Raw genomic sequence first — 20,850 nt, 5'->3', positions numbered from 1 at the left:
GGCGTGACGGCCCGGGCAGATCAGAGGTTCATGATCTCGCGGATCTCCTCGGGGAGCTCCGCCACGCACGTGATCTGCGGTCGTCCCTCCTCCTTGTGGACCCGCAGGGCGTGGTTCACGATGGAGCGGCTGGTGGAGTCCAGGATCGGGAGTTCCTGGGCGAGAAGCCTGGCCATGAACTCGTTCACCGGGGCCTCGATGTGCTGCGCCGCTTCATAGTGGGCGTCCGGGTCGGTGCCGCCCACGACGGATGTCTGTGCCCTGGACCCCCGCTCACCGGCGGGACTGCCGTCACCGGCCCCGGCGATGTCGCGACGCATACGCTCCTTGAGCCGGTCCCGGCCTTCGCCGTCGTCGCCCCTGTTTCTCCTGCCGAACATGGCGAACAGCCTACTCCCGCCGGTCAACTACACTCGGGAAGGTACGCGAACAGCGAGACACCGGAGAAACGGAGGGTGGCAATGTCTGCCGTACCTGACAGGAACAGCACCACCGATCTCGCCGTCCTCGGGGCGACGACAGTCGGCTACTACCTCGTCAACGACCTGGTGAAAGGGCCGCGACTGCGCAGGGCCGTGGCCGCCGGCGTGCTGGCCACAGGTGCACACCACTACAGCCCCTCCCCCCCCCTCTTCGGTCCGGCTTTCGCCGCCCGCTGTTCCCGTTCTCTTATACCCATCAAGAGGTGAAGAAAAGCCCGCCGGCCCCCCTTCCAGCCCCCCGCCCCCAGGACCCGCCGGTGCTCGTGGCGTCCACCGTCGGTGACGTCACCGCCGTGTGGCAGGTCGAGGTGGACGCCCGGATCCTCCTCGGGGACTTCTCCGGCGCCTGGCTGGTCGATGCGGACGGTGTCCGCGGTTTCGCCGCGGACGCGGAGTGGATCGCGGAGCGCAGTTCCCGCGAGGCGATGCTCCGACTCCTCCTCGCCCGGCCGGTCCTTGTCGCGGGGGATGGGGGCATGCCGGTCAGCGGTCCGGAGGCCGCGGCGTCCTTCCGTCTCCCGGAGGACACCACCGCCGCACTGCAGACCGTGGACGTCCCGGCCACCGTGGAACGGGCCGCGGCCGAGGTTGAGAGGAACAGGGCAGTTTTCGCTGAGGTCAACCCCGGTAAACGCCAGCCGGCGTGGGCTGCGGCCTGGGACGGGTACGAGTTCACCCCGGTCGTCGGCAGGGTCCCGGGAGTCCTCGACCCAGATGCGGCGGAGGCGGTACGCAGGACAATGGCCGCGGCCCGGGGACTGCGTGGACTGGCACAACGGTGGAACGCCCTGGACAAGCTCCGGGTCCAGAGGCTGGGGGAGGACCACGGCGGACCGTTGCGTGCCCTGCCCCTCGTCCTGAACTGACCGGTCGGGCACCCGACCGGCCCGTGGCTGAACCGGTACCGCTCCTGCGCCGTCCCCGGCAGGCCGTCCCCGGCCGACCGTGGCCGGTTCCAGGAGGGTGCACCCGACGTCCCCGGCGACCGCGCACACTCAGCGCTACGCTGGGCGACATGAGTGCCCAGCAACTGCCGCAGCGTCGGGGAGCCGCCGTGCGCGGTTTCGGCGCACACGGCGGCACCGACGGGCTCGCCTCGGTCCTCGAACTGCCGGGACTGGTCCACGACGCCGTGAACGCTGTGCCCGCACCGCCCCCGGAGGCGGCCGACCATGAACTGACCCTCCTGCTCCTCGCGGAACACCACGTCACCGGTCTCGGGTGGTTCACCCGCGCCCTCGGCCTCAACGGTGCACTGTCGGTCGCTGACACGGTCCGTTCCGTACTGATCTCCCTGGACTGGCCGGGAGCAGCCACGATGCTCACCCCGGAGAAAGAGAGGAACGGCGACAGGCGTATCTCCACCTGGTCTCTGCAGGCCCGGAGGGACGACCGTCTGCGGGTCTACTCGCGTACGGCCGGCTCCATCGGTACACCGTTGCGGGAGGCGTTGGGGCGCGACGGGACCGGCGTCCTGGTCGTCGACGGGTACACGGTCACCGTCACCACCGCCGGGGCCATGCCCCGCGACGGACACACCCCCGACGCCGTCTGCCTAGCCGGCGGCTTCGCCCCTGACGACAGCGGCACCCCCTCCTCCGACCTCACCGTCGTCGACCCCCCCACCGCCTTCCCCCCGGGAACCCTGTCCGGTTCTCTGCCGGAGACCCCTGCGACACCTGTGCCCGTCCCCGGGGAGTTCGAGCACCCTGTCGGACTGCCCCGCGACGTCGACCTCGCCGCAGTGAACGTCGCACTGACAGGTGAGGAGACTGTCGCGGAGATCCTCGGCGGACTGGCACCTGAGTTGCGGGAACTTCTCCTCGGCGGGGACCTCTACGAGTTCACCCCGTTGCTTCAGGCCCTTGATCTCGGCAGACCCGCGCAGGTCGCCGACACCACCAGAGGGGTCCTGGAGAGCTTTCCCGCTGAGAAGTCCCAGGTCGGACGGGCGGCAGCCTGGTCGCGGGTCGTGGCCCTGTCGACCCTGTCCGACCGGGAGACCTCCGACGAGGTCACAGCTATGCTCATGGCGGCCCTGGGATTCACCCGGGCGGACGCCGGCCTCGCCCCCGTGGAGGGAAGACTCTCCTCCGACCCCCTGGACGCCGCGGAGATCCGCGCACTGTCCGCCGCCTCCGGCCGGCTGCTCGCCATCTGCGGGGCGGACGTGTGGGACGGCCCCGCCTCCGAGGTGACTCCGCTGGTGCCGAAGTGCAGTCTTGTCGACCGGCTGGAAATGTACCGGTTCCTGCTGCAGGCCTGACGTTTCTTTCAAACCGGTGAATGCTGAGTAACCTGGTGGGATGATTCCTGTCTCCCGTCGTCAGTGAGGACCCACCCGTGACCGATGCCGTCACCGAACGGCCGCCCAGGCCCCCCAGGTCGCCCCGGCCCAGGGGCCGTAAGCGCCGCATCCTGAAGCAGTTCCTCACCTTCGGTACCGTCGGCGCCTCCGGATTCGTGGTCAACCAGTGCGTGATGGTGCTGTCCAACAGGATCACCAGGGCGGTGTGGGGATTCGACCAGTACAGTCCCTTCGTCAACCTCTTCGGTTCGGCGTTCCACGTCCGCTGGTACCACGTCTTCAGCGTGCTGGCCTTCATCGTCGCGAACATCTGGAACTTCTTCCTCAACCGGAAGTTCACGTTCAGGACCCGCCGCGGGACCCCGTGGCTGAGGCCGATGTTCAGTTTCATGCTCGTGGGTGTTTTCGGTCTGCTCATCACCTTGGTGGTGCAGACCGCCCTGGTCAACGATGATTCCCCGATCGCCCTGTCGAGGGAGATCTGGGATGATTCCAGTGGTGTCCGGACCCGTGCCTACTGGGGCAACTTCATCGGGGTGATCGTCGCGATCCCCGCGAACTTCCTGTTCAACAAACTGTGGACTTTCCGGCACCGGCCGGGCAAGGGAGAGGTGAGGGTGGCCAGTGTCGGCTGATCTTTCAGTGAGTTCCGGGGGCACAGGGGGATCCGGCGGCTCAGGGGGCGTCGGGGCGCCCGGGACGGCTGGGAAGGACGCCACGGGCGTGACTGTCCGTGTGACCCTGGCCACACAGCTCTTCCGTTTCGTGTGCACCGGCGTGGTCGGTGCGGTCGTCGATTTCGGGTCGACGTACCTTCTGCACCTGGCCGGGCTCTCCGACGGCCTCTCGAAGACGGTGGGGTTCGTGCTGGGTACGCTCACCGCGTACTTCATCAACCGCCGGTGGACCTTCCAGGCCGATCCGTCGACCAGACGGTTCGTCGTGACGATGTTGTCGTACCTGGTGACCTACGTGGTGCAGCTGGGACTGTACAAGATCTGCATTCCCTGGCTGGAGGACCACGACTTCTCCGATTTCTGGACCAGGGCGGTGAGCTTCGTCATCGCCCAGGGGACGGCGACGGTGCTGAACTTCATCATCCAGAGGTGGGTCATTTTCCGGGTCCTGTGAGAGCGGGCCCTGTGAGGGCGCGGCGTCAGCAGGCTCTTCCCTGTCCGGTCCGGTCCCGGTCTCCTAGGGCCGGTAGAACTTCTCCTGCTGCCCCTGCCGCAGGAGTTTCAGCCATTCCCGGAAACCCTCCGGGTCCTTCTTCTTCACCAGGAAGTACCAGGCGAAGCGAGCGTACTCCTGGGGCAGCAGTCTGCGCATGCCCGGCTGGTTCATGAGGAAACCGCGGTTGCGGTAGGTGAAGTAGCGTTTGAACTCACTGTCCGGGTACTGGGTGTGCATCCTCCCGCCCAGGATCGGACGGAACTCGTCGGAACCGTCCGGGTGCAGGTAGGAGGTCGTCAGACAGGTACCGAAGGGGAGTCCCGACCGGACCAGACGACGGTGGTACTCCACCTCGTCCCCTCTGATGAACAGGCGGTAGTCCGGCACTCCGATGACCTCCATCGTTCCCGCGCTGATGAGGGCCCCGTTGAACAGGCTGGCTATCCCCGGCAGGAAATCTCCCCGCAGTTCGGACAGGCGTCGTCGCCACACCACCCCCTGGCGCAGGGGGAAGGCGAGCCGCCCGGGCTCGTCGATGTTGCACACCACCGGCGACACCTCGGCCAGTCGGTTCCTCTCCGCCACGTCATAGAGGGTCTCCAGGACACTGTCGTCCGCGGGGCGGCCGTCGTCGTCGGCGCACCAGACCGCGTCCATGCCGAGGGAGAGGGCGGTGAGGAAACCGAGGGCGAAACCTCCCGCACCGCCGAGGTTCGTCTTCGAGGGCACGTAGACGCCGCGGTCCCCGGCGGTGGCGTCCACCAGGTCCCTGACAGCGTCATCGGCACCGTTGTCGACCACGATGACCTTGTCCACGCGGTGGGACTGGGAACAGACCACGCCCAGCGACCCTTTCAGCAGTTCGACACGGTTGTGTGTGACGATCACCGCGGCAGTTGTGCCGTTTCGGTCGAGGAGGGTGTTGAGGGGGAAGGAATCGTGAGCGGGCTCCGGCATGGGGATCATTGTGCCACGGGGGAGGCGGGGAGAGTGTTGTCAGTCGCGGTTGTTGTCACCGTAGTGCGGGTCACTGAGGCTGGGGCAGGCGTCGATGGTGCCCTCTATGATGTAGTTGGAATCGTCATCGGTGATGTCTTTGGTGGTGGCGGGCATTTTGTCAGCTTCTCCGCGGAGATTCTCGTCATCCGACTTCCGCAGTGTCTTGACCGCGTTCTTGTAGTCATTGTTGAGGTCCTTGGAGAGGTGGTCGGAGAGAGGGGTCTCTCCGTCAGACTCAAAATCATCGAGATGGTCGAAGTAGAACTCGTTGAGGAAGTCGCAGGCTTGGGCCTGATTCATTGAGGAACCGCCTCCGCAGGCGGTGAGCATCAGGGTGGTGGCGGTCACCGGTACCATGAGGGCGGAGACGAGGGCGGCGCGTCGGGGGAGTGTGCGGATGGTCATGTCAGGATTCTCCTTAGGGTGTGGAACAGTCAGCGGCTGGTGTCTGGGTTGCGGATCACGATTGTCTTCTCTCCAGTTGCTTCCGAGCCTCCGTCAGGGGTGACGGAGACTCGAACAATGACCGGTGCCTCGCTACCCTTCTCCGGAAGCAGTGACCGGTCGATCCACTCGAAGTCATTGTCTGCCTCGTCTTTGGCTGCGATGAACTCGCACTGTCGGGAGTCTTTCCTGGCGATGAGTTCTCCGCTCTGGTCCGAATAGGTGATCCGTGTGGAGCATTTCCCGGACCGGACGCCGGTTTCCCAGCTCACCGCGGGAAGAGTCTTGTACTCGGAGAACCTCTGAAGATCCTCCACCATCTCGAAGCGGTTCTCGCCGACCTGCAGGACATCGAATCTGTCTAAGCGTGTCCTCTCTTTCTCGGGCGCTGAGACTGTTACCGTGACGCTGCCGATGACGTTGTCCGAGGCCCCGTCGTTAAAGGACGGATTCTCGTCGGTAACCGGTGGTGTCGCGGAATCAGATGGATCATCGGTGGGCGTGGGGGAAGACGTTTCCGTTGACGAGGGCGTCACTGTCGACGACGGTGAGGTCGTGAAAGTGACCCCGGGCGGACTTCCCGGTTCCTCCCCGGTACACCCGACCAGGTGAAAGGCGGTGGCGGAGGCCAGGACCGCGGCAAGTGGTCGGTACAGGCGGTTCACAGGTTATCTACTCCTCGGTACTCAGTCAGGGCGTGTCGGATGACTACACGGTGCAACAAAAATACTACATAGTGCTCCACTGTCGGTCCCGCCCGCTGGGGAGTGTTCCCCGGTACCCCGTCCTGTGGCGGGGCCGGATTCCGGGCTGACGGATCGCCTGTCGGGAGGCTGACTCCCTGGGAGGACTGTCGCGGGCACCGGGCTCCGGCAGCTGCTGTTATTCTGTGGACAATCACAGTTTCCTGAAGCGGAGTGAATATGCCTGGTGGAGCCCTGGACACGTTGTCCGTCATGGAGAACCTCACCTCCGTCCACCATGTGACGGAACAGAGATGGGATGAACTGGCGGACGACAGCTGGGGACCCGAGTTCCTGTCGCTGACCTCGGAACTCGACGAAGTGTCGGAGCGGGTCGGGGAGCTGGGCCCGGATCTGGGGCGATGGTCATGCCATCGGTGAAGAAGAACACTAACTGACTTTCGCTGCCTTCTCCTTGGCCAGCCAGGTGTCTGCGAATCCCCTTAACGCCCTGTTGGTGGAGCAACCGTATCTGACGTAGATGTCATTGTCCATGTCTTTCGTGGTATCGGCCCGGTGTCAGTTGACTTTTCGTCAGATCTTTTCAGGGAGGCGGACTCCTGTCTGATCAGCGCGATGCCCGCCGACGTCAAACCGACGTGTGTGCCACCGAGTTCGTTGACGCTTCCGACTGAGGAGCATCCGCCACCGGGCATGCCGGCGTCTCTGGACCTCAGAGGTACGCGCCGGCCAGCAGGTTGGAAATGGGAAGGAGGGTACGACGGGTCCTGCGACGGAAAGTGAAGTGGTCCGACATGTGCTTACACCACCACCGATTTGCTGACCCACAGTTGGACCTCCGCTACGTGACGAGGACACAGACCGATGCAGTTGCTGGGGCCACCTGACGGATCCTTGACGATGCGGAGCCGGCGACGTAGTCGTTCTCCGTGCATCGGTCCGGGTTCTTCCTCGGATAGGTCTCGACCACGAAGAAGGTGAGATGATTTCGGTGAGCCCCCAGCCGACGCATCGCTGACGGTGCGGCGGGCGGTGGTGCGGCGGCTGCGGGTTCCGGGAACAGCGGCGTCCCGGTCGTCGCAGCCGGCATCCCCTCCTGAGCGCTGAAGGGGTTGGGTGGCCCGCCGGATACTGGTCCGTACGGGTTACCGAACGGTGGTGTGGTCGTCATGTCCTGCTCTCCCTGGGATGATCGTCAACCGCAGCATGTCAGGGATGAGACACAGGAACTCCCGGAAAGTTCCCGGGAAGATCGCCTTTCCGCTCCACAGGCGGGGCATGACCTCCGGAGCAGGGGTGACGGGGTGGCAGGAGTGGCAGTGGAAGGGACGTGGACGCCGCGACTACCGGAGACGGCCCAGATTCTTCAGGGTGCCGCGGACCTGGTCCCTGGCTTCGGGCCCCTCGTAGTTGCCGACGATCTCGTCGACCGGCCCGCATTCCCTGATCTCACCGTGGTCGACCCACAGGGCGGAGTCGCAGAGCTGTGCGAGGAACTCGTTGGAGTGGGAGGCGAAGACGAGGATCCCTGACTTCGCCACCAGTGACTGGAGCCTCACCCGGGCTTTGGCCATGAACGCGGCGTCCACCGCCCCGATACCTTCGTCGAGAAGGAGAATCTCCGGTTCGATGGAGGTCACGACCCCCAGGGCCAGTCGGACGCGCATGCCGGAGGAGTAGGTGCGCAGCGGCATGGACAGGTAGTCGCCGAGCTCACTGAACTCGGCTATCTCGTCCATCTTCTTCTGCATGGACCTCTTGGATTCCCCGAGGAAGAGACCGCGGATGATGATGTTCTCCCATCCGGAGATCTCGGGGTCCATGCCGACCCCGAGGTCGAAGACCGGGGCCACCCTCCCGGACACCACCGCGGAACCTCGGGTGGGTTCGTAGATCCCCGAGAGCAGCCGTAGAAGAGTTGACTTGCCGGCACCGTTGTGGCCGACGAGCCCGATGCGGTCTCCCTCCTTCAGATGGAGGTTGATGTCCCGCAGCGCCTCGACGACAACGGTGTTGTCTGCGTTGCGTCCGATGGCGCCTCCTGCCGCGCCGAGGAATGCCTTCTTCAGGGAGCGGGACTTCGCGTCGAAGATCGGGAAGTCCACGCACGCGTTGTAGGTGTCGATCGAAACCATTGGTGAGATTCTCTCCTAGACCCAGTAGCTGATGCGGGAGCGCCACTGGCGCATGAAGACCATCGCGAACAGTGTGCCCAGCACGGTGAGTACCAGGACGATGAGCCAGGACCGCAGTGCCACCGGCTCCCCGATCATCGGTCCGCGCACGATCGCCATGTAGTGGTAGAGCGGGTTGAGCTCGGCGATGTAGGCCTTGTTGCCGATGTCACCCACACGGTCCTTCAATGTGGAGTCCATCCACACGATCGGCGTCATGTAGAACAGCAGCTGCACCAGGGACTCCAGCAGCGGGGCGACATCCCGGAAACGGGTGGCGATGATGCCGAAGAACATGGAGACCCACACGCCGTTCGCGACGAGGAGGGCCAGCCCGGGTACCGCGAGGATGACCTCCCACCCCACCGGCATCCGGAAGACGGCCAGCAGAATCAGCCAGATTGCGAGGTTGTGCAGGAGGAAGAGGAACTGACGCCACACGAGCCGGTACACGTGCACACTCAGTGCGCTGGGAAGCTGCTTGATCAGGCCTTCGTTGGCGATGAAGACCTGCGACCCCTCGTTGATGCATCCGGCGATGAACCCCCAGAGGATCAGTCCCAGTGCGACGTGGGGAAGGAAGGTCTTCACGTCGATGTTGAAGAGCAGGGAGTAGAGGAGTCCCAGTGCGGCAGACATCACGCCGGTGGCGATGGTGATCCAGAGGGGGCCCAGGACCGAGCGGCGGTAACGCTGCTTGATGTCCTGCCAGCCCAGGGCGAACCACAGTTCACGTTGGGCGAAGCCCCGGCGGAGGTCGTCCCAGGCGGCGCCGAATGTCTGGGAGGTGGAGGCAGGAACCTCGTCCTCCGGCACCCGGGCGACGAATCTGTCGAAGTCCGGGGAGAGCGCGACGCTGCCTGCCCTTTCGGTGTTAGGGTGCTCGATCTCTGATTCTGACACCCGTCAACGGTACCCCGGAGTGGTCGCAGGAAGAGAAAACACGCCTGTCTCCCGGCAGTTCCCGCAGCTTTCTCCAACCCTCCGGACAGTTCCCCGACAGCTGACTGCGGAGTCCCTGCGGTCCCGCTGCGGGCTCACTGCCGGGGCTTGTGGAGCTGTCCGGCAGGGGCTGTAGGATCGGGTCACGACGGCCACCGGCAGGCCCGGCAGCGTGACGTCCGAGATGACCTGTTTGACCGTGCAGATACCGTGCAAAGTCCGTGATATGTCCGTGATGTCCTTGATGTCCATGAATGAGGTGCGTTCAGGCGTGTTCGATTCCGCGAGGGCCCGTGGGCTCTATGTCTCCCAGTCCGACGGGTGGACCTACCTCAACGCGGGTACTCGCGCCCAGGTCCCGGAGAAGGTGAGTTCGGCGGTGACCAGGGCGTTCCGGACCGCCCCACTGCAGGCGGACCCCGGCACCGTGCAGGTGGGCGGGGAGGCCGGGACGACCGGGACAGGGACCAGGGGCGACATCTACGTCGACGAGGCCAGGGCCGCCGTCGCGGACCTGGTCGGAGGGGTTGCCGAGTGCGTGGTGCTGGGACCGAGCCGGGCCGCGCTGCTGAACACCCTGGCGTCCTCACTGCCGGCCAAACTGCGGATAGGCCGGGAGGTCGTCCTGTCCCGCATCGACGACCCGGTGAACATCGCCCCGTGGGAACTGGCGTCCGACCTCTACGGTGCCAAGGTGCGGTGGGCGGAGGCGGAACTCACCACGGGTTCCCTGCCCACCTGGCAGTTCAGTGAACTCATCGGGCCGTACACCTCTGTCGTCGCCGTCGCCGCGGCCAATGCGCACATCGGTACGGTGACGGACGTCCGGGCGGTGGCTGACCTGCTCCACGCGAAGTCCAACGGGTGGCTGGTCGTGGACGCCGCGGCGTACGCGCCGTACCGGAGGATAGACATAGATGAATGGGGTGCCGATGTCGTGGCGCTCGACCTGGCCCCGCTCGGGGGCCCCGAGGTGGGGGCACTGGTGTTCCGGGACCAGACGATGCTGGCCCAGCTGAAGCTGGCGGAGGTACGCACGGGCAGGCACTCCACCCCGGACCTCCATTCGCTGGCGAAGCGGCGGGTTGCGGCACTGGAGCGGGGAGGTCTTGCGCCGGGGCTTCTGGGCGCAGTCCCGGCTACGGTCGATTTTCTGGCGGGCCTGGACGAGGACGCCACCGGTGACCGTCGCTCGAAACTGGCGACCTCACTGCCTGCGGCGGAGGAGTACATGAACGGACTGGCCCGTCATCTCATCGACGGGCTCCGCGATTTCGGGGTGGTTCATGTTGTCGGGGTGACCGGAGACGACCACGGTGCCTACAACGGCGGGGGTCACGGATCGTGGACCGTGGACGACGGGGGGTACACGGATCTGTGGTCTCCGACGGACCGCGTGCCGAGGGTGAGTTTCCTGGTGCCCGGACTGTCTGCCGCGACTGTGGCGGAACGGCTGCTGGACAACGGTGTCGTCGCCGAAGTGGTGGGCCTGGAGGACAGTGCGCTCTTCGACCAGATGGGTGTCGCTGAAATGGGGGGTGCCGTGTGTGTCGCGTTCGCACCGCACAACACCCGCTACGACGTCGATCAGCTGGTCAGGGTTGTCGGCGGAATGGTGTAGGCGGAGTGGCGCATACGCAGTGCCGCAGCCGGGACCGTGTCGACCGTTCCCGCGGTCAGGACAGCGGACGGCCCACGGAATCGTGCGTGTACGCTCCGCCGCCGGTGAGGATCATGATGAACTCGATCAGCACCCAGAGGCTCAGCGCTCCCAGCATGAGGAAGCCGATGACGAAGAGGCTCGTGAACACCCCGAAAACCAGCAGGGCCAGCTGACAGAAGCCCTTTCCGGTGTATCCTAGGTAGAAGTTGTGGGCGCCGAGACCGCCCAGGAAGAATGCCAGAAGAGCCGCAGCGGCTTTGGACTTGGGGGAGAAGGCCACGGCCTGCTGCTGGGCGGGCATCTGCGGCTGGGTGTATGCGACCGGGTACTGGGGGTACTGCGGGTCCTGGGCAGGCTGCGGGGGTGCGTAGGGCTGCTGTGCGAAAGGCTGCTGCGGGTACTGCGGCTGGCTCTTCCAGTTCTGAGGATCCTGTGAGAAAGGGTTTGTCATGGTCATTTCATTGGGGGTACGGGATGTCATGGATCTGATGTCGCGGAACGTGCCGGCAAGGTCAGTGAGGGCGTGGCCGCCTTAAGCAGGCCAGCCTCCCCCGCACTTGGGGGCCGTGGTTGAGCGGTTGCCGAGGCGAGAATCCTGAGTGGGCTATAAAAGAAATATGTTCACACAGTAACAGGACAAGCTATATTCTGAAATATTCGCGAAGTTCAGTGGAGGTAGTCGGTGAAGAAGTTCATGTCTTCCTGAAACCTATGGAGTCTGCAGTCGGAGGTACAGGATCGGTGCGTTGCCGGCACTGTCGCTGAAGGGGTGGGGGGCGGGTTCCCGTCCGGGGCCGGGTGGTGCGGGGGGAATGTCCGGTTCATCGGGGAGCGGGACACTGAGGAAGGCGTCCTTCACCGGGATGTGCAGGGGAGGACGGGGAGTTCGGGGACCGGACACGGTTTCTCCTTGACGGTCGCTGTGCTTGTCCCCTGTGTGACCCCGTGAACGGGGTGAATGTTCCCGGTCAGTCTGAGACTGACAGCACGATCTTTCCGGTGACCTCCCCGGCCAGCAGCGCGGCGTGGGCGGCGGCGGCGTCCCGGACGGGAATCACCCTGTCCACGTGGTGTCGGACGGTGCCGTCGGCCAGCATCGGCCACACGTTGTCGACGGTCGCCCGGACGATCCGGGCCTTGTCGTCGGTGTCCCGGTAGCGCAGGCCTGTCGCCGAGATGGTGCCCCGTCTGTTGAGCAGTCTGCCGATGTTGAGTTCCCCTCTGACTCCACCCTGCATTCCAATGATGACGAGGTGGCCGTCACTGGCCAGGGCGGAGACGTTCCGGTCGAGGTATTTCGCGCCGATGATGTCGAGGATGACGTCTGCGCCGCCGGCCTCCCTGATGACGGAGGTGAAGTCCTCGTCGCGGTAGTTGATGAGCAGTTCCGCCCCGTAGCTGCGGCACACGTCGAGTTTCGCGGTACTTCCCGCGGTGACTGCGACGCGTGCTCCGAGCGCTTTGGCGACCTGGACGGCGAACAGCCCGACCCCGCCTCCGCCGCCGTGGACGAGCAGGAGGTCACCTTTGTGCAGGTGCGCGGTCATCATGAGGTTCGACCACACTGTGCATGCGACCTCCACGATGCTGGCGGTGTCCGTGAGACTGAATCCGGCGGGTACGGGGAGCAGCTGGCCTGCCGGGACGGTGACGTACTCGGCGTAGCCGCCGCCGGACAGCAGCGCTCCGACCCGGTCGCCGGAGGCCCAGGGGGTACCGTCGGGACGCACACAGCCGTTGGCGTCCTCGATCACCCCGGCAACTTCCAGGCCGATGATGTCCGTCACTCCGGGAGGCGGAGGATAGTGTCCCTGGGCCTGGAGGGTGTCGGCCCGGTTGACGCCTGCGGCGGTGACCTTCACCAGCACCTCGTTGTCCCCGGGAACCGGTGTGGGGGAGTCTGACCAGGTCAGTGAAGTCGGGTCGTCGGGGTCTTTCTGGATGATCGCCTTCATGCCTGTCCAGGGTAACCGTCGTCACTCTCCCGCACCGGGGTTCCGTGGTCCCCGGGGCACTGTTCCGCCGGGGGTATGCGCTACAATTGTGCCGCTGTGTCCGCCGCCCGGCTTCGGGTGGTTCGGTGACCTGCCGCAGTGGTCGGCAGCGCCGTGGGATACGCGAGGAGACGTGGCAGAGCGGCCGAATGCACTGGTCTTGAAAACCAGCGACGAGTGATCGTCCGCGGGTTCAAATCCCGCCGTCTCCGCAGTTCAGGAAGTCCCGCCGGTAACCGTCGGGGGTGGAGGACGCCTCACTCCAGGCGGGTGATCCGTTCTACGACGGCGAGTTCCCGCACGCCGCCGTGGGTGAGCTGTACCCGCAGGGGTTCCCCGACGCTCGCGCGGTCGAGCCGGGACCAGTCGAGCTTCTCGCGGTGGAGTTCGCGTCGACCGGCAGTGAACAGCCACAGGGAGCGGTCCACCAGTACTGTCCCACTGTCGCCGGCGTCGCCGAGTTCCAGCAGGTGAACTGTGTCGAGGGTCGCGCGGCGCAGTCCCGTCAGGGACCTGACCTCGCCGTCGGAGGCCGGTGCCGTGACTGTCCGGATCGAGGAGACGAGGCCGAGATGGTGGGGGACGCCGGAGGTGTCGAGGATGACCAGGGGCTGTGCGACGCTGCAGCTGCGTACTCCTGCGTGGTCCCAGACGACGGGCTGGGGCAGTTCGTGCAGTGCCTGGCGGCGGGTGGCGGGGAGCGTCCGGACCGCGGCTCTGCCGGGGCCGAGGGTCACCAGCCGGCCGGCGGCGGTGCCGGCGTGCCCGGTGCTGCCGCTGTCTTCGGTGGTCACGAGGTATCTCCCGTGCACGCCGCCGTCGTCGTCCAGGGCGCCGGGAATGTCCCGGAGACGGGCCGGGGTCTCGGCGCAGAGCCGGCGCAGGACCGTCAGGGTCTCTTCGTCGGTGGCGTTCCAGCCGGCCCCGTGGGTCTCCAGCAGGCCGAGCAGCCGGGGGAGGGTGAGGTCGGGACGGGCCTCCCAGAGGTGGCCGAGGGCGTCGAGCATGCCGGGGATGCGGTACGGGTCTTTCACGGGCGTCCTTTCATCCCGGTCATGGTACGTCCGGTGCCGTCAGGCGGTCTCCCGGGAGGTCGTCCGGTACCGCGGCCGGAAACTGAAGAGAAACTACGGAGAAACACGCACGAAACAAATGGACCGCTATGTGGATGATCCGCGTCCACCTGGTGAGACTTCACAGTTGGGTGGGGTTGCGGGGGTGTACGGGGCTAAGATACAAAGACAACTTCATGTGGAGACCGCCAGCGCACGTACCCATATTGTGTGGCATATATCACACTCTGATGTGAACAGCTGCCCGAGTGAGGACAACCTCATTTTGATCACCCGGACAGCGACCGTATGTATGGGGTGACACCCGACGGTCCACCAGTGACCACCAGTGACCCCGACCGGCGCACCACACCCCGCGCCGGACCGGACCACAGCTGCCCACCACAACCCCGACGCGACCTGCCGACAGTGACTCGTCGACACAGGTCGCCGACCCGGAGCAGCCCGACAACTGCTCCACGACTTCCCCGGAGGCTGACGACCCCATGACCGACTCCACGACAGGCACAGCGACAGGCACCACGACAGGCACCACTGCAGTTCCTTCTGCGGGACCCGCTGCAGGCGCGGCGACCGGTACCTCGCCGAACTACCCTGCACCCCGGGGGCTCTACCACCCCAGCTACGAACACGACGCCTGCGGTGTCGCCTTCGTCGTCGACATCCACGGACGGGCCTCCCACGACATCGTCGACAAGGGCATCCGGGCGCTCGTCAACCTCGACCACCGTGGCGCCGCCGGAGCGGAGAAGAACACCGGCGACGGTGCGGGCATCCTGCTGCAGATCCCGGACCGGTTCCTGCGCGAGGAAATGGCGTCCCAGGGCGTCGAACTGCCGCCGGCCGGCTCCTACGCCACCGGCACGGCCTTCCTCCCCGCCTCCCGGATGGCGGCGCTCGACGCCATGCGTGCCGTCGAGGACATCATCTCCGAGGAGAAGCTCGAACTGCTCGCCTGGCGTAAGGTCCCCGTCGACGACTCCTCCCTCGGTGCCATGGCCCGCGACGCCGAACCGATCATCTACCAGCTCTTCATCGCCGGGAAGGACGCCGAGGGCCGCCCCCTCGAAGGCATCGACCTCGACCGACGTGCCTGGTTCGTCCGCAAGCGCGCCGAACGCGAACTCGGTTCAAAGGGCCCGGGCGCCGGCAGCGGGGCAGACACCGTCTACTTCCCCTCCCTGTCGGCCCGCACCATCGTCTACAAGGGCATGCTCACCACGCCGCAGCTCCGTGAGTTCTACCTCGACCTGCAGGACGAGCGGACGGAGTCCGCGCTCGCCGTGGTCCACTCCAGGTTCTCCACCAACACCTTCCCCTCCTGGCCGCTGGCGCACCCGTTCCGTCTCGTCGCCCACAACGGTGAAATCAACACCGTCCGCGGCAACGAGAACTGGATGAGGGCCCGGGAGTCCCAGATCCGCAGCGAGATCCTCGGTGACATCGACCGCGTCCTGCCCGTCTGCGACCCGGCTGGATCCGACACCGGGCGTTTCGACGAGGCCCTGGAACTCCTCCACCTCGCAGGGCGTTCCCTCCCCCACGCCGTGATGATGATGGTCCCGCAGGCATGGGAACGTAACCCGCACATCGACCCGGACGTCAAGGCGTTCTACGAGTACCACTCCTCCATGATGGAGGCCTGGGACGGTCCCGCCGCCCTCGTCTTCACCGACGGCACGGTCCTCGGATCCGTCCTCGACCGCAACGGTCTGCGCCCTGCACGCATCTGGGTCACCAGGGACGGCCTGGTCATCGGAGGTTCCGAGGCCGGTCTCCTTCCTGTGCCGCCACAGGACGTCATCGAGCGCCGCAGGGTCGAACCGGGGAAGATGTTCCTCGTCGACACCGCCCAGGGACGCATCATCCCGGACGAAGAGATCAAGAAGCGTATCGCCGACAAGCCGTACCGCAGATGGGTCGACGACAATATCGTCCGCTTCTCTGACCTGCCACCTGTCCACTATGAACCGATGACCCACGACCGGGTTGTGCTGCGGCAGCGGGTCTTCGGGTTCACCGAGGAGGACGTGGACCTGTTCATCAGGCCGATGGCGGCCACCGGACACGAACCCATCGGATCCATGGGCACCGACACCCCCGTCGCGGCGCTGTCCGACCGGCCCCGGATGCTCTTCGACTTCTTCGCACAGAGATTCGCGCAGGTCACGAACCCGCCCCTGGACTCCATCCGGGAGAAGTCGGTCACCAGTCTGCTGACACAGCTTGGTGCACAGGTCGACGTCACCACCGAGGTCCCCGAGGCAGCCCACCGTATCCAGCTGGGCAAGCCGCTGATGCTCAACTCCACCCTCGCCACCCTCAGGGAGGCCGGAGAGCACGAAGGTTTCGGGGCCTTCCGCTCGGCCGTCATCTCCGGGCTCTACCCGGTCGCACACGGCGGCCGTGGCATGCGGCAGGCCATCGACCGGGTGCGCAGGGAAGTCTCCGCAGCGATCGAGGACGGTGCGACCCTGATCATCCTGTCCGACCGGGAATCCAACGGACGTCTCGCCCCGATCCCGTCCCTGCTGCTCGTCTCCGCCGTCCACCAGCACCTCGTCGCGGAGAAGACCCGCACCAGGGCGTCCCTCATCGTCGAATCCGGTGACGCCCGCGAAGTCCACCACTTCGCGATGATGCTCACCTTCGGCGCCGACGCGATCAACCCCTACATGGCGATGGAGACCATCGACGAACTCCACAAGTCGGGACGCCTCGGCGGACTCGACGTGGAGACCGCCTGCCGCAACTTCATCGAGGGCTCCTGCGCCAGTGTGCAGAAGATCATGTCGAAGATGGGCATCGCGACCGTGGCGTCCTACCGCGGTGCACAGCTCGCCGACGTCACCGGACTGTCCCAGACCTTCCTCGACGAGTACTTCACCGGCGCCGTCAGCCCCGTCTCCGGTATCGGTCTCGACGAGATCGCCGCCGACGTCGCCGTGCGCCACCGTTTCGCCTTCCTGCCCCGGCCCGAAGAGGCAGCCCACCGTGAACTCGAGATCGGCGGCGAGTACAAGTGGCGCCGCGAGGGCGAGTACCACCTGTTCAACCCCGAGACGATCTTCAAGCTCCAGCACGCCACCCGAACCGGCAGATACCGGATCTTCAAGGAGTACACCGAGAAAGTCGACAACCAGTCGAAGAAACTGGCCACCCTGCGGGGACTCTTCGAACTGCACAGTGACCGTCCGTCGATCCCGGTCGACGAGGTCGAACCCGTCAGCGAGATCGTGAAGAGGTTCTCCACCGGCGCGATGAGCTACGGCTCCATCTCCGCCGAAGCCCACGAGACCCTCGCCGTCGCCATGAACCGGCTGCACGGCAAGTCCAACTCCGGGGAAGGAGGCGAGGACCCCTCCCGCTTCGAACCGGAGGCCGACGGCACCTGGCGCCGGTCGGCGATCAAACAGGTCGCCTCCGGACGCTTCGGCGTGACCAGCCACTACCTCAACAACTGCACCGACATCCAGATCAAGATGGCCCAGGGTGCCAAGCCCGGTGAAGGCGGCCAGCTGCCCCCGCACAAGGTCTACCCGTGGATCGCCGAAGTGCGGGTGACCACCCCGGGTGTCGGTCTGATCTCCCCGCCCCCGCACCACGACATCTACTCCATCGAGGATCTCGCCCAGCTCATCTACGACCTCAAGAGCGCGAACCCGGACGCCCGGATCCACGTCAAGCTGGTCGCGGAACAGGGGGTGGGCACCGTCGCCGCCGGCGTCTCCAAGGCCCACGCGGACGTCGTCCTCATCTCCGGACACGACGGAGGGACCGGGGCGTCCCCCCTGAACTCCCTGAAGCACGCCGGCGGGCCGTGGGAACTCGGCCTGGCCGAGACCCAGCAGACCCTGCTCATGAACGGCCTGCGCGACCGCATCACCGTCCAGTGCGACGGCCAGATGAAGACCGGCCGGGACGTCATCGTCGCCGCCCTCCTCGGCGCCGAGGAGTTCGGTTTCGCCACCGCGCCCCTCGTCGTCGAAGGCTGCATCATGATGCGCGTCTGCCACCTCGACACCTGCCCGGTGGGTGTCGCCACCCAGAACCCGGAGCTGCGCAAGCGCTTCACAGGGCAGGCCGACCACGTGGTGAACTTCTTCACCTTCATCGCCCAGGAAGTCCGTGAATACCTCGCCGAACTGGGTTTCCGCACCCTGCAGGAGGCCGTCGGCCACGCCGAATGCCTCCGCGCCGGGAAGATCGACCCGTCCCACAGGACCGCAGGCAAGCTCGACCTGTCACCGATCTTCGCCATCCCGGACAGCCCGTTCATGCACCAGGACCGGTACCGGACCAGGGACCAGGAACACGGGCTGGAGAAGGCTCTCGACAACCGGATCCGGACCGACGCCGAGGAGACCATCCGCCGCGCCGCAGCCGGGGAAGGAACCACCATCGACCTGGCCTACCCGATCACCAACGTCGACCGCTCCGTCGGCACCATGACCGGATCACTGGTCAGCCGGGTCGCCGGCCGGGACGGTCTCCCCGAGAACACCGTCAACCTCACCTTCACCGGCTCGGCGGGCAACTCCTTCGGCGCCTTCGTACCGAAGGGCATGACCCTCACCCTGGTCGGGGACGCCAACGACTATGTAGGCAAGGGACTGTCCGGCGGCGTTATCGCCATCCGCCCTGACGCCCGGGACGGGGCTGTCGGACCGCACCAGACCATCGCCGGTAACGTCCTCGGATTCGGCGGGGTCTCCGGAGAGATGTACATCGCAGGAAGTGTCGGCGAGCGCTTCTGCGTCCGCAACTCCGGCCTCACCGCCGTCGTCGAAGGCGTGGGCAACCACGGCTGCGAGTACATGACAGGAGGCCGTGTCATCGTTCTCGGCCCTGTGGGGGAGAATTTCGGTGCCGGCATGTCCGGCGGCATCGCCTACCTCCTCGACACCGGGGAACCCGGCTACCGCGGAGAGGTCACCGGCAGAGTCAACCCGGAACTCGTGGACGTCGAGGACGTCACCGACCCCGAGGAAATCGAGTGGCTGGTCGAGACCATCGACAGGCACCGGCGGCTCACCGGTTCGACGGTCAACGTCGACCCGGCCGCGCTCATCAAGGTCATGCCGCGGGACTACCGTCGGGTGACCCGGACCATCGAGGCCGCCCGCGCGGCAGGCCTCGACGACGACGGCATCGCCGCCGCGATCATGGAGGAAGTGAAGTAGCAATGGCTGATCCGCACGGATTTCTGAAGTTCCGCCGCGAAGAGGCGCCCCACCGTCCCGTCCCGCTGCGCCTGCTCGACTGGAACGAGGTCACCGAAGCACTGCCTGACGGAAGGGTCCAGACCCAGGCCGCCCGGTGCATGGACTGTGGCGTCCCCTTCTGCCATGAAGGATGCCCGCTGGGCAACATCATCCCGGAGTGGAACGACCTCGTCCGTCTGGGACGCTGGCGGGAGGCCTACGACCGGCTCCACGCCACGAACAACTTCCCCGAGTTCACCGGCCGGGTCTGCCCCGCCCCCTGTGAGGGAGCGTGCGTGCTGGGCATCAACGACGACCCGGTGTCGATCAAGTCGGTCGAACTGCAGATCGTGGAACACGCCTTCGACAAGGGGTGGGTCACCCCGGTCAAGGCGTCCTTCTCCACCGGCCAGTCGGTCGCCGTGGTCGGTTCCGGCCCCGCCGGCCTCGCCGCCGCACAGCAGCTCACCCGCGCCGGCCACGATGTCACCGTGTACGAACGCGACCCCCGGATCGGAGGACTGCTGCGGTACGGGGTGCCGAACTACAAACTGGACAAGAAGTGGATCGACCGGCGGCTGGCGCAGATGGAGGCTGAGGGGACGACCTTCCGCCCGAACACCTCGCCGACCGCCGCCGACCTCGCACGCTTCGACGCCGTCGTCCTGGCACTGGGATCCACCGTCGGACGTGAGGTCAACATTTCCGGACGGGAACTCGCCGGGGTGCACCAGGCGATGGAGTACCTGCCGTTGCCGACCCGGTCCCGGGAAGGAGACCTCGGCGACGCCCCCGTCATCGACGCGAAAGGCAGGAGGGTCGTCATCATCGGCGGCGGTGACACCGGCACAGACTGCTTCGGGACCGCCCTGCGGCAGGGTGCCCTCTCGGTGCACCAGTTCGACATCCACTCCGCGCCGGGCCGTGAACGACCCGACGACACCCCGTGGCCGACGTGGCCGCGGATCTGGCGCGTCGCCTCCGCCCACGAGGAGGGTGAGTACACCGTCACCGGTAACGAGTCCGCCGACGAGATCGCCGCACTCGGCCTGGCCGCCAGGGTTCCCGGCGAGCCCCTCGGGTACCGGGACTTCAAGGTCAACACCGTGGAGCTGCTGGGTGAGAACGGACATGTCACGGGTCTGCGTGCAGCCCGCTGCGAACGCACGGCCGAAGGTACGGTGAACATTCCCGGTACCGAGATGACCATGGACGCCGACCTCGTGCTTCTCGCGGTCGGGTTCGCCTCAGTGGACTCCACCGGAATCGTCGAGGAACTCGGACTGCGTATCGACGGCCGGGGCAGGATCGTCCGGGACGACTCCTACCGCGCCCACTGGTTCGAGACCCCCGCCGTACAGGACGCCGGATTCGACGCCCCCGTCTTCGTCGCCGGTGACGCCGGTCGTGGCCAGTCCCTGATCGTGTGGGGTATCTCGGAGGGGCGGGCCTGTGCGGCCGCCGTGGACCGCGCTCTCATGGGCGAGACCGCCCTGCCGACCCCGGTCGCCCCGACGGACATGCCGCTGAGGGCGTAGTTTCCCCGGATGTCGAGTCAGCACGCTCACCGGCAGGTGAATTCGCCCGTATGCTGCCGGTGGGTCCTGTCGGCGCTCCGTTGACGGCGTATTCGACAGTTCCCGGTCTCCCGGTGGCGTGACGGTCGGTGAAGCCGGGTGTAACCGGGGGA

19 protein-coding genes and 1 tRNA gene are annotated in these 20,850 nt (G+C 66.2%); 10 read left to right on the top strand and 10 right to left on the bottom strand.

Annotation, left to right across the window (positions count from 1 at the left end; all coding sequences use genetic code 11):
• Positions 1-20: 20 nt before the first annotated feature.
• On the bottom strand, positions 21-380 hold the full coding sequence (locus BN3906_RS05355; protein WP_066585099.1) for a hypothetical protein: 360 nt from the start codon (positions 378-380) through the stop codon (positions 21-23).
• 81 nt (positions 381-461) lie between these two features.
• Here BN3906_RS05355 and BN3906_RS05350 point away from each other — a divergent pair, with 81 nt between their 5' ends.
• The 5 genes from BN3906_RS05350 to BN3906_RS05330 all read left to right on the top strand — a co-directional run bounded on the left by BN3906_RS05350 (position 462) and on the right by BN3906_RS05330 (position 3,921).
• The gene (locus BN3906_RS05350; RefSeq protein ID WP_066585098.1) at positions 462-689 is read left to right on the top strand and encodes a hypothetical protein; all 228 of its coding nucleotides are present in this window, start codon (positions 462-464) and stop codon (positions 687-689) included.
• Positions 690-745: 56 nt separating this feature from the next.
• Positions 746-1,348, top strand: a complete 603-nt coding sequence (locus BN3906_RS05345) for an N-acetylglucosamine-6-phosphate deacetylase (protein WP_261796850.1) — start codon at positions 746-748, stop codon at positions 1,346-1,348.
• A 149-nt stretch (positions 1,349-1,497) separates the two neighbouring features.
• On the top strand, positions 1,498-2,748 hold the full coding sequence (locus tag BN3906_RS05340) for a hypothetical protein (RefSeq protein WP_066585085.1): 1,251 nt from the start codon (positions 1,498-1,500) through the stop codon (positions 2,746-2,748).
• A gap of 77 nt (positions 2,749-2,825) precedes the next feature.
• Entirely contained in the window at positions 2,826-3,425 is a 600-nt protein-coding gene (locus tag BN3906_RS05335; RefSeq protein WP_078057142.1) for a GtrA family protein, read from the top strand.
• 88 nt (positions 3,426-3,513) lie between these two features.
• On the top strand, positions 3,514-3,921 hold the full coding sequence (locus BN3906_RS05330; protein WP_066585084.1) for a GtrA family protein: 408 nt from the start codon (positions 3,514-3,516) through the stop codon (positions 3,919-3,921).
• A gap of 63 nt (positions 3,922-3,984) precedes the next feature.
• Here the strand turns inward: BN3906_RS05330 and glfT1 are convergent, their stop codons facing one another.
• Genes glfT1 through BN3906_RS14420 form a run of 3 tightly spaced genes read right to left on the bottom strand, consistent with a single transcriptional unit; the run spans position 3,985 to position 6,071 of the window.
• Positions 3,985-4,920, bottom strand: a complete 936-nt coding sequence (glfT1, locus tag BN3906_RS05325) for a galactofuranosyltransferase GlfT1 (RefSeq protein ID WP_261796849.1) — start codon at positions 4,918-4,920, stop codon at positions 3,985-3,987.
• A gap of 39 nt (positions 4,921-4,959) precedes the next feature.
• Positions 4,960-5,367 carry a hypothetical protein gene (locus BN3906_RS05320; RefSeq protein WP_066585082.1) on the bottom strand — a complete coding sequence of 136 codons (408 nt, stop codon included), beginning with the start codon at positions 5,365-5,367 and terminating at the stop codon, positions 4,960-4,962.
• Between the two features lie 29 nt (positions 5,368-5,396).
• Positions 5,397-6,071 (bottom strand): hypothetical protein, encoded by a 675-nt coding sequence (locus BN3906_RS14420; RefSeq protein ID WP_147592796.1) that lies wholly within the window; start codon positions 6,069-6,071, stop codon positions 5,397-5,399.
• 252 nt (positions 6,072-6,323) lie between these two features.
• Here BN3906_RS14420 and BN3906_RS05310 point away from each other — a divergent pair, with 252 nt between their 5' ends.
• Entirely contained in the window at positions 6,324-6,530 is a 207-nt protein-coding gene (locus BN3906_RS05310) for a hypothetical protein (protein WP_147592794.1), read from the top strand.
• Positions 6,531-7,453: 923 nt separating this feature from the next.
• Here BN3906_RS05310 and wzt read toward each other — a convergent pair.
• A complete protein-coding gene (gene wzt / locus BN3906_RS05300) occupies positions 7,454-8,245 on the bottom strand; it encodes a galactan export ABC transporter ATP-binding subunit Wzt/RfbE (RefSeq protein ID WP_066585077.1) in 792 nt (263 codons plus the stop codon).
• Between the two features lie 15 nt (positions 8,246-8,260).
• Positions 8,261-9,187 carry a galactan export ABC transporter permease subunit Wzm/RfbD gene (gene wzm / locus BN3906_RS05295; protein ID WP_078057141.1) on the bottom strand — a complete coding sequence of 309 codons (927 nt, stop codon included), beginning with the start codon at positions 9,185-9,187 and terminating at the stop codon, positions 8,261-8,263.
• Positions 9,188-9,476: 289 nt separating this feature from the next.
• Between wzm and BN3906_RS05290 the strand changes: the two genes are divergently transcribed.
• Positions 9,477-10,847, top strand: coding sequence for an aminotransferase class V-fold PLP-dependent enzyme (locus BN3906_RS05290; RefSeq protein ID WP_390620318.1), 1,371 nt, complete (start codon positions 9,477-9,479; stop codon positions 10,845-10,847).
• A 55-nt stretch (positions 10,848-10,902) separates the two neighbouring features.
• On the opposite strand, the gene BN3906_RS05285 is transcribed toward BN3906_RS05290, so the two are convergent.
• The 3 genes from BN3906_RS05285 to BN3906_RS05275 form a co-directional block, all read right to left on the bottom strand.
• Positions 10,903-11,340 (bottom strand): NINE protein, encoded by a 438-nt coding sequence (locus BN3906_RS05285; RefSeq protein WP_066586147.1) that lies wholly within the window; start codon positions 11,338-11,340, stop codon positions 10,903-10,905.
• A gap of 258 nt (positions 11,341-11,598) precedes the next feature.
• Positions 11,599-11,790 carry a hypothetical protein gene (locus BN3906_RS05280; protein WP_066585071.1) on the bottom strand — a complete coding sequence of 64 codons (192 nt, stop codon included), beginning with the start codon at positions 11,788-11,790 and terminating at the stop codon, positions 11,599-11,601.
• A gap of 67 nt (positions 11,791-11,857) precedes the next feature.
• On the bottom strand, positions 11,858-12,844 hold the full coding sequence (locus tag BN3906_RS05275) for an NAD(P)H-quinone oxidoreductase (RefSeq protein ID WP_066585068.1): 987 nt from the start codon (positions 12,842-12,844) through the stop codon (positions 11,858-11,860).
• A gap of 166 nt (positions 12,845-13,010) precedes the next feature.
• Between BN3906_RS05275 and BN3906_RS05270 the strand changes: the two genes are divergently transcribed.
• Positions 13,011-13,095: transfer RNA gene (locus BN3906_RS05270), tRNA-Ser, on the top strand.
• Between the two features lie 45 nt (positions 13,096-13,140).
• Here BN3906_RS05270 and BN3906_RS05265 read toward each other — a convergent pair.
• On the bottom strand, positions 13,141-13,917 hold the full coding sequence (locus tag BN3906_RS05265) for a hypothetical protein (protein WP_066585065.1): 777 nt from the start codon (positions 13,915-13,917) through the stop codon (positions 13,141-13,143).
• Between the two features lie 524 nt (positions 13,918-14,441).
• On the opposite strand from BN3906_RS05265, the gene gltB reads away from it, so the two are divergent.
• Both gltB and BN3906_RS05255 read left to right on the top strand, forming a co-directional pair.
• Positions 14,442-19,139 carry a glutamate synthase large subunit gene (gene gltB / locus BN3906_RS05260; RefSeq protein ID WP_261796848.1) on the top strand — a complete coding sequence of 1,566 codons (4,698 nt, stop codon included), beginning with the start codon at positions 14,442-14,444 and terminating at the stop codon, positions 19,137-19,139.
• Positions 19,140-19,141: 2 nt separating this feature from the next.
• Positions 19,142-20,698, top strand: coding sequence for a glutamate synthase subunit beta (locus BN3906_RS05255; RefSeq protein WP_066585062.1), 1,557 nt, complete (start codon positions 19,142-19,144; stop codon positions 20,696-20,698).
• Positions 20,699-20,850 lie beyond the last annotated feature (152 nt).

The sequence above is a fragment of the Corynebacterium provencense genome (genome assembly GCA_900049755.1).
Taxonomy (GTDB): Bacteria; Actinomycetota; Actinomycetes; order Mycobacteriales; family Mycobacteriaceae; genus Corynebacterium; species Corynebacterium neomassiliense.
Note: the sequence above shows the minus strand (reverse complement) of the source record. Positions and strands in the feature narration are given on the sequence as shown.